Below are 8,793 nucleotides of genomic sequence, written 5' to 3'. Positions count from 1 at the left end.
CGACATATTGATGGGGTGGAACTAAATCTGGTGCGTGGTAGTTGAGGTTGGGATCTTTGTCGTAGCCGCGTGCGGGTTGGATGCCGACGAAGACGTTGCCGAATTGAATGCCGGGGATGGGGTAGGTTGTTGTGCTTAGTTTAGATGGCGAATCCCCCCTAGCCCCCCTTAAAAAGGGGGGGATCGGATCTAGATCTGTGCGGGAATCTATGTTCAAAGTCCCCCTTGGAAAGGGGGACTAAGACTCCGGATCCGGTTCCCCCCTTTTTAAGGGGGGCTAGGGGGGATTCGCCACCTTCGCAACCCACCAATTACCCTATCCCAGGTATTCAATTCGGCAACGTCTTCGTCGGCATCCAACCCGCACGCGGCTACGACAAAGATCCCAACCTCAACTATCACGCACCCGATTTAGTTCCACCCCATCAATACGTCGCCTTCTATCACTGGGTACGCGCTAACTTCGGTGCAAATGCGATCGTCCATGTGGGCAAACACGGTAACTTAGAATGGCTCCCAGGTAAAAGCGTCGCCCTGTCCGAAAATTGCTATCCCGAAGCCATATTCGGTGCAATGCCGCATTTATACCCCTTCATCGTCAACGATCCTGGTGAAGGCTCCCAGGCAAAACGTCGCACCCAAGCCGTCATCCTCGATCATCTCACCCCGCCAATGACACGGGCGGAACTCTACGGGAGTTTAAATCAGTTAGAAGGTTTAATCGATGAGTATTATGAAGCCCAAACACTAGATCCTCAGAGGATGCCAGTAATTCGCGATCGATTAATCGCCCTGATCCAACAAGAACATCTCCATCAAACTCTTGGTATTGACATTGGTACTGGCGATGAAATGATGTTGTCACAGTTTTTAAATACCGCTGATGGCTATCTGTGTGAACTAAAAGAAGCCCAAATTCGGGACGGTTTGCATATATTTGGGTGCTGTCCCCAGGATACACAATTAAGGGATTTGGTGGTCGCGATCGCCCGTAATCCTAATGCTAATAGAATGGGTTTAACTCGTGCGATTGCATTAGATTGGGAATGGGATTTCGATCCGTTGACGGCTGATTTGGGAGCAGAATTGGCTATTACTCACCTTCTCAAAGAAGCTAACACTCAAACGAAGCCAGTCAGAAAATCTATTAGGATTATCGGCGACGCAGTAGAAATCCTCGAAGAATACGCAGCAGAACTAGTCAAACAGTTAATAGAAAGCAGCATAATTGATGCTGATTACCCACATTCCGCACGATTGAAATCGTCGCTCGTGGTGCAAAGTCCGCCTACGCGGACTAATCTTCTCAACCCGCCTAGGCGGGTTTCGCAACACGAGCAGCGGTTTCAACCGCTGAAGTCTCTCGGCACTCACACCCAATCCGAACTAAACTGGATCGCCACCCGCCTCCTCCCCGCCCTGCGCCAAACCCCCCAGGAAATGACTAACCTCCTGCGCGGCTTAAACGGCGAATACATCCCCAGCGGCGCATCCGGCGCACCTACCAGAGGGAAACCCGAAGTCCTCCCCACTGGACGCAACTTCTACTCCGTCGATATCCGCGCCGTCCCCACCGAAACCGCCTGGTGCCTGGGTCGTAAAGCCGCAGAAGTGCTGATCGATCGATATACCCAAGAACACGGCGAATATCCCCAAACCCTCGGCTTATCAATCTGGGGCACATCCACGATGAGAACTGGGGGCGACGATATCGCTCAAGCCCTAGCCCTCATTGGTGTTCAACCAGTTTGGGATGGAGTATCGCGCCGAGTAGTTGATTTTGAGATTTTACCTGTATCAATCTTAGGTCGTCCCCGCGTCGATGTTACCTTACGAATTTCCGGTTTCTTCCGCGATGCTTTCCCCAATTTAATTGACTTATTTGATAATGCCGTTAAAGCCGTCGCAGCATTAGATGAAACTCCCGAACAGAATCCATTAGCGCAACAAGTTCAACAAGAACAAGCTAAATGGTTAGAGCAAGGATTAACATTAGATGAAGCTCAGACTCGATCGCAATACCGGATTTTCGGGTCTAAACCTGGTGCCTATGGTGCCGGATTGCAAGGATTAATCGAATCCCAAAATTGGGAAACCGAAGCAGATTTAGCCCAGGCTTATATTAATTGGAGTGCCTACGCTTATACCAGCAAAGCCGAAGGTATCGCCGCACCGGAAGCATTTAATCAACGCTTAGGCAATATGCAAATCGTCCTCCAAAATCAAGATAATCGTGAACATGACTTGCTCGATTCTGATGATTATTATCAATTTCAAGGTGGCTTAACTGCCGCCATCAAACAAGTATCTGGTAAAGCTCCCGAAGCCTATTTCGGTGATAATTCTCGCACCGAAAATCCCAAAGTTCGCAAACTAACAGAAGAGATCGACAGGGTATATCGATCGCGTGTCGTCAACCCCAAATGGATCGCCGGAGCCATGCGCCACGGCTACAAGGGAGCCTCAGAAATGGCAGCGACTCTAGATTTCTTATTTGCTTATGATGCCACGGCTAATTGCGTTCAGGACTTCATGTATCAAGGTGTCGCAGACGCTTATTTATTTGATGAATCAGTCCGAGAATTTATCGAACAAAATAATCCCTGGGTGCAGCGAGATATGGCGGAAAGGTTGCTCGAAGCTAATCAGCGGGGTTTGTGGGAAGATGTTGAATTGGGGACGTTGGAGCGGTTAAGGTTGATGGTTAATGAAGCCGAAGGAGTGATAGAATCGCAAGGAAATTAACGAATATTATATTTCAAATAATAACTTCAAGTATTCTAAATTATCAATGTCCTTAATTATTTATCTAAAAGATCCAACATCTGAAGAGCTAATCTCTATCAACAAGGAACTATCTAGATCGAAACTACCACCGTATAATTATGATGAAAGTCTTGTGCCGAAAGACATCAAGTTTCCAGACTTTAACTGGGGTTTTACAGATAGATATCATTATAACAATCTTAAAATAATATCTGCAAAATTGTGGCAAAATCCAAACTGGATTACAGACAGAGATTTTGTTCATCCTCAATACCGTAAAGACAGCGAAATAGAACTTGAAAAATATCTTCTAGAAGAAGTAAGAATTCAAGATAAATCACATCTGGCTTGTCCTAGCTTCTATGGTACTGATTATATCCCTGTGGATTTCGGCTCGATCGATTTACCCCTATGGTCGATAACATACTATGGATCTAGTGTTAACTTGTGTAGGGAACTTGAATTCATAGCTAGTTCTCTACAATTCGATCTAGATCGACACCATCCCTATTTTGCTTGGGCTAAAGAATGGGATAAAGAGTGGGAACAGGAAATAGATATTATGTATGATGAAGATATTTTAATGGGTGAAAAGAGAATATTATGTCAGCTATACAATATTGCATCTCTTTCTATTAAATATAATTTAATTGTTGTGTTTAATTAAAGATTTGGTGCCGATCGATCGCGGCTCTAGATATAATAGTAGCTAGATTCCTGAGCTTACCTATCAATGAATACTCAGCTAGTAGATTCGATCGTTCAGATGGTTGAAACCCTTCCCCCAGCAGAACGGGAATTAGTCAAACAGAAACTATCTATATTACCCGATGTTCCTTCCGTTCGCGGAGCGTCTGCCTCAGCAGAAAGGCTACGCCAACGAGATTGGGCTGAAAGCAAGACCAATCTTACATTAACAGATCGGCGGGCTTTTCTTCGCCAACCTCTAGCCCAAAGACAACTTATTCTAGCCACACAAGCCGAGCAAATGGTCGAACATTATCAAACATCAACTGAATGGCGAGAATTAATGACTGGAGACATTATTGATGACTAGCTCGAATTCACCACAAAGGGGAGAAGTTTGGCTGGTCAATTTCGACCCAACGCTCGGTACAGAAATTAGAAAAATTAGACCAGCAGTAGTCATCAGCTCGAATAATATTGGCATATTACCGATTAAGCTGGTTGCTTCTATTACAGATTGGAAAGATTGGTATGCGGGAAATTTATGGCATATTAAATTATTGCCTAATCCCGATAATGGTTTAAGTAAAGATTCTAGTGTCGATACCCTCCAGCTTCGCGGTGTCGATCTCCAGCGATTTATCCGTAAACTAGGATCGCTCACATCGGAAGAAATGAATTCGATTACAGTTGCGATTGTAACTGTCATTGAAGCAGATATTTAAGTTGTTTACATTAATCATAATTCTGACTCGATTGCATTCGATCGATCCTTCTATCAATCAGCCATACCACTCACCGCAACAAAATCTAACGCTCTAATTTGGTGCCAATCGATCGCGAGTCGTCAATCCCAAATGGATCGCTGGAGCCATGCGTCACGGCTACAAGGGAGCCTCGGAAATGGCCGCAACGTTAGATTCCTTATTTGCCTATGATGCCACGGCTAATTGCGTGCAAGACTTCATGTATCAAGGTGTAGCGGATGCTAGATTCCTGAACATTGGGCAGGAGATCGACAGGTAGATTTTAAGGTCTGATAACACCGATTACTTTCTTGGTTGGGAGCCTCGATAAATGCGATCGATCTGTGCTGCTGATAACCGGGAGGAACTAGAGTTTGCTGCTGGTGTAGTAGCGAGGCTAACAGGTGCGGGAGTGTGGATTTCTCGATGTTGGGCGACATTGACGGGTGGTGCATAAGTATGAACGTAGGTACCCGGTTGATAATTAGATCCATCCTCTGGATATAGCTGAGTATGGGGAGTGACAAAGCTATGAGTGCTCGGATCGTAAGCTAAAATCTCACCTGTTTCGATTTCATAGACCCACCCATAAATATTTAACCGCCCTTGATGCAATCGCGATCGTACGACTGGATAAGTTTTGATGTTTTCAATTTGGGTGAGAATATTTTCAGCAACGGTAATTTCTAGTAGTTCTTCGCCTGAGTAGTTACCATAATTTTCAATTACCGTTCGCCGCGTTGCTTCGGTATGTTTGAGCCAATCATAAACCAGGGGCATATCTGCCTGGAGTTCGTTGAGCTTGAGTAAGCCTTTCATCGCCCCACAGTGGTTGTGACCGCAAATAATAATTTGGTCGATATTCAGCGCGTGGATGGCATATTCGATCGAGGCTCCTTCACCGCCATTTGCCGCACCATAGGGCGGTACGATATTACCAGCATTCCGAATCACAAACAGATCGCCCGGATCGGTTTGGGTAATTAGATTGGGATCGATCCGGGAATCAGAACAGGTAATGAAGAGTACGCGCGGATCTTGTCCTTGCCCTAACTGCTCGAATAGCGATCGATTTTTGTCAAAATAGTCAGATTGGAATTCTCGAATACCAGAGATTAATTTCTTCATTACACATTTAAACGGTGAGGTCGCCTGCTCTAAAAAACTTATCTAAACCTAGTCAGACTTGATTTAGTGTTAATTTCCTGCTTCAATCAAGGGTGTTGGCACCTACTTGTCCACAGGCGTAAATTCCGGTCAAGCCAACCGTACTAAATGCTCAGGGGCATTTACTAAATTGGTTGCGGCGTTAAGATCGCGATCTTCGACCCAATAACAAGCTTCACAGTCGAATACTCGTACAGACAGTGGCATATGTTGAATGTGTCCGCATTTAGCACAAGTTTTAGAACTTGGATACCACCGATCGACAATTTCCAATTTAGTGCCATAAATCGGCTGTTTATAAGTTAACTGGCGACGAATTTCATAGAAGCAATTATTACTAACAGCTTCAGCTAGCTTATGGTTGGCAACCATACCTCGAACGTTAAGATCTTCAATCCGAATTCGATAAATGCGCTTGCTGATATCGGTGGTCATTTTATGGATGACATCAGAGCGAATATTAGCGATACGAGCGTGAAGTCTAGACACTTCTAATAATGATTTAGACGCATTATTGCTTTGGCGAATACCTAGCTTGCGGTTGCCTTTAACTTGATTACGATTGTGCCATTGCATTCTACCGAGCTTGGTTTTCGCTAGTTTAGTAGAGATTGGCATTTCATAACTAGTTCCATCCGAAACCGTTGCTAAACATTTAACGCCTAAATCGATTGCTCCTATTTCAATTGGATGAACTACTGGGGGAACTTTCTCGGCATCTAGCATAAAAGAAACAAACCATTTATCTGCCGTTCTCGACACTGTAAATGTCTGAGAACTGCACATGAAATTAATCTTTTCTTTGAGTCTAAATGTTGCTAGCCCTGGTAGTTTAATTCGCCTCCCTGCTTCAATTACAACTCGATTAGTGAATGCTTTGGCTGGCTGTCCTTTAACTGGATATATACCTGATGTTCTGTAGACAGTAAACGAGTCACCCTTTTTTTTCGATTTCTTGTTAGGAAACCCCGACAAACCTTTTCGCCATCTGGAGAAAGCATCTTTGAGGTCGATAAATGCCGACTGATACACCGTAGAGGGATATTTCCGCATCCACTGGTATTCAGGTTCATCCATCATCCCTGTTAACACTTGCTTGATAGCGTCAATTCGCTTATTGTCACTAGCTTTTACATCTTCAAAGCTCCAGCTTGAGGTCAACAACTCTAGCCCAAAGTTATATACAAACCGCTTAAATCCAGCACAGCCACGCATCAGTGATGCCTCAACTTTATTTAGTTTTAACTCTCGCTTGAGCGCAAACATAACTAAATTTTTGCAAACTTTACTATATGGATAAATATATCATGATTCTTCGTGCATGTCTACTGTAACTAGATTTTTTTAGGTTTGATTTATATTCCAAATCAGTACAATTTTGCCAAAAAACAATAACTAATTAACAATAAATTTCGAGTGTTTTTTGTGCCTTGATGGTGTTTGAAGTCACCAAATGATAAAACCCACTTCAATCGCAATCTTATCGATTTATTGAAGCAGGTTATCAAAGTTTTTTAGAATTGGCTAAACATCTATTTACGCATCATCTAATGCGGCAATTCCAGGTAGAACTTTACCTTCTAATAACTCTAATGAAGCACCACCACCTGTCGAAATGTGGCTCATTTGGTCGGCTAAATTAGCTTTTTCTACAGCAGCTACCGAGTCGCCACCACCGATAATCGTGATTGCACCAGTTTTGGAAATTTGAGCTAAAGTATCGGCGACGGCAAAGGTACCAGCCGCAAATTTGTCCATCTCAAATACACCCATTGGGCCATTCCAAATTACAGTTTTACAGTCAGCCAGAGCAGCTTGGAAAACTTTAATCGAATCGGGACCGATATCCAATCCCATCCAACCGTCGGGAATGTTGTTCACATTGACGATTTGAACATTTGCATCAGCAGCAAATTTATCAGCAACGACGACATCAGTAGGTAGCAAAAATTCAACACCGCGTTCTTTAGCTTTGGCTTCGAGTGCGCGTGCGAGGTCTAATTTGTCATCTTCAACTAGCGAATTACCAACATTCAAACCGCGTGCTTTGTAGAATGTAAAAATCATCCCACCGCCGAGGAATAATTTGTCGCATTTATCGAGCAGAGTTTCAATCACACCAATTTTACTCGATACTTTAGAACCACCGACGATCGCCGCCAATGGTTTCTGAGGCTTTTCGATCGCGTTTTGGAGATATTCCAATTCTTTTTCGATGAGGTAACCAGCAACTGAAGGACTCAGGTATTTAGTTACGCCTTCAGTCGAAGCGTGAGCGCGGTGCGCGGTACCGAATGCATCGTTGACGTATAAGTCAGCGTTAGCTGCTAATTTCTTGGCGAATTCGGGATCGTTTTTCTCTTCTTCTGGATAGAAACGGACGTTTTCTAGCAGTGCAACTTGTCCGTTTGCCATCGCGCCGATTTTGCTGGCAACTTCATCGCCGATACAGTCATTGCATTTGACCACAGTTTGACCTAACAGCTCCGACAACCGCTTGGCAACGGGAGTCAGGCGCAATTTCTCATCTACGCCTTTAGGACGACCGAAGTGGCTACAGAGGATGACTTTAGCACCTTTGCTGGTGAGGTCGTTGATGGTAGGTAGAGCCGCCCGAATCCGCGTATCGTCGGTAATATTTCCGGCATCATCGACAGGTACGTTAAAATCAGCGCGGACGAGGACGCGTTTGCCTGTTAAATCGGCGGCGGAGAGGCTGGCGATGGACTTCTTGGACATTAGTTAAACTCCTTAAAAATATGGTGGTTAAATTTTTCGATCTTAAAAGCTGAGAAAATTCGTAAGTAATACCGATTTTGCTGTAGTAAAGACAACATTTAGCTCCGCCGTTCCTAATTCTACCGGAAAACCCGTGTAGATTTGTTACTAATCTCGATCGAGTTGGATCTGGGGATCGAAAATACAGTAGTAAGAGGATAAACGCCACGATTTTTTAGCCTCGTGTCTTATGTTCAAAACCATTCTATTTCCACTCGATCGCTCTCGTGAAGCCCAAGAAGCCATTGCTGTGGCGATCGATTTAGTGCAAAAGTATCAAAGCAAGCTAATTCTATTATCGGTGGTCGAGACACCCGATCTCGATGCCGAAGTGCTTGAAGATCCTGTCATGCAGTCTCCAGATGCGATCGACCAATTGCTACATTCGGCGCAAGATTTATTCGCCCAACGCGGCATCGCAGCGGAAATTTTGCAGCGCGAAGGTAAACCAGCATTCACGATTTGCGATGTGGCGGACGAACTCAATGTCAATCTGATTGTGATGGGCAGTCGCGGCATCGGTCTAGATTTAGAGCATACAACCGAAAGTGTGGCTAATCGAGTGATTAATCTCTCGCCATGTCCCGTATTAATCGTGCCGTAGGGAATAGTCTGCTGAATAACCCAACATCCGCCCGCGACTGAAGTG

8 protein-coding genes and 2 pseudogenes are annotated in these 8,793 nt (G+C 44.5%); 6 read left to right on the top strand and 4 right to left on the bottom strand.

Features of this window, described 5'->3' with window-relative positions; genetic code table 11:
• Positions 1 to 217: cobaltochelatase subunit CobN (locus RMO79_RS20225; protein WP_310485070.1), on the bottom strand; the 217-nt coding region annotated here is incomplete at its 3' end.
• Positions 218 to 309: 92 nt separating this feature from the next.
• Between RMO79_RS20225 and cobN the strand changes: the two are divergent.
• The 5 genes and pseudogenes from cobN to RMO79_RS20200 all read left to right on the top strand — a co-directional run.
• Positions 310 to 2,745, top strand: a pseudogene (cobN, locus tag RMO79_RS20220) (cobaltochelatase subunit CobN); the annotation flags it as partial.
• Between the two features lie 46 nt (positions 2,746 to 2,791).
• The gene (locus tag RMO79_RS20215; RefSeq protein ID WP_310485069.1) at positions 2,792 to 3,433 is read left to right on the top strand and encodes a hypothetical protein; all 642 of its coding nucleotides are present in this window, start codon (positions 2,792 to 2,794) and stop codon (positions 3,431 to 3,433) included.
• Positions 3,434 to 3,499: 66 nt separating this feature from the next.
• Entirely contained in the window at positions 3,500 to 3,823 is a 324-nt protein-coding gene (locus RMO79_RS20210) for a hypothetical protein (RefSeq protein ID WP_310485068.1), read from the top strand.
• Positions 3,816 to 4,178: a type II toxin-antitoxin system PemK/MazF family toxin gene (locus RMO79_RS20205; protein ID WP_310485067.1), complete on the top strand. Its 363-nt coding sequence runs from the start codon at positions 3,816 to 3,818 to the stop codon at positions 4,176 to 4,178. The genes RMO79_RS20210 and RMO79_RS20205 overlap by 8 nt, the downstream gene beginning before the upstream one ends.
• Before the next feature lie 109 nt (positions 4,179 to 4,287).
• Positions 4,288 to 4,443, top strand: a pseudogene (locus RMO79_RS20200) (cobaltochelatase subunit CobN); the annotation flags it as partial.
• Positions 4,444 to 4,502: 59 nt separating this feature from the next.
• Here RMO79_RS20200 and RMO79_RS20195 read toward each other — a convergent pair.
• The 3 genes from RMO79_RS20195 to RMO79_RS20185 form a co-directional block, all read right to left on the bottom strand.
• A complete protein-coding gene (locus tag RMO79_RS20195; protein ID WP_310485066.1) occupies positions 4,503 to 5,327 on the bottom strand; it encodes a carbonic anhydrase in 825 nt (274 codons plus the stop codon).
• Between the two features lie 129 nt (positions 5,328 to 5,456).
• Complete coding sequence (locus RMO79_RS20190) at positions 5,457 to 6,632, bottom strand: transposase (protein WP_310485065.1); 1,176 nt, start codon at positions 6,630 to 6,632, stop codon at positions 5,457 to 5,459.
• Between the two features lie 270 nt (positions 6,633 to 6,902).
• Positions 6,903 to 8,105: a phosphoglycerate kinase gene (locus RMO79_RS20185; protein WP_310485064.1), complete on the bottom strand. Its 1,203-nt coding sequence runs from the start codon at positions 8,103 to 8,105 to the stop codon at positions 6,903 to 6,905.
• Between the two features lie 229 nt (positions 8,106 to 8,334).
• Here RMO79_RS20185 and RMO79_RS20180 point away from each other — a divergent pair, with 229 nt between their 5' ends.
• Positions 8,335 to 8,748, top strand: coding sequence for a universal stress protein (locus tag RMO79_RS20180; RefSeq protein ID WP_310485063.1), 414 nt, complete (start codon positions 8,335 to 8,337; stop codon positions 8,746 to 8,748).
• Positions 8,749 to 8,793 lie beyond the last annotated feature (45 nt).

It is taken from the genome of Chamaesiphon sp. VAR_48_metabat_403 (assembly GCF_031422475.1).
In the GTDB taxonomy this organism is placed as follows: domain Bacteria; phylum Cyanobacteriota; class Cyanobacteriia; order Cyanobacteriales; family Chamaesiphonaceae; genus Chamaesiphon.
This window is presented reverse-complemented; position numbering and strand designations above follow the sequence as displayed.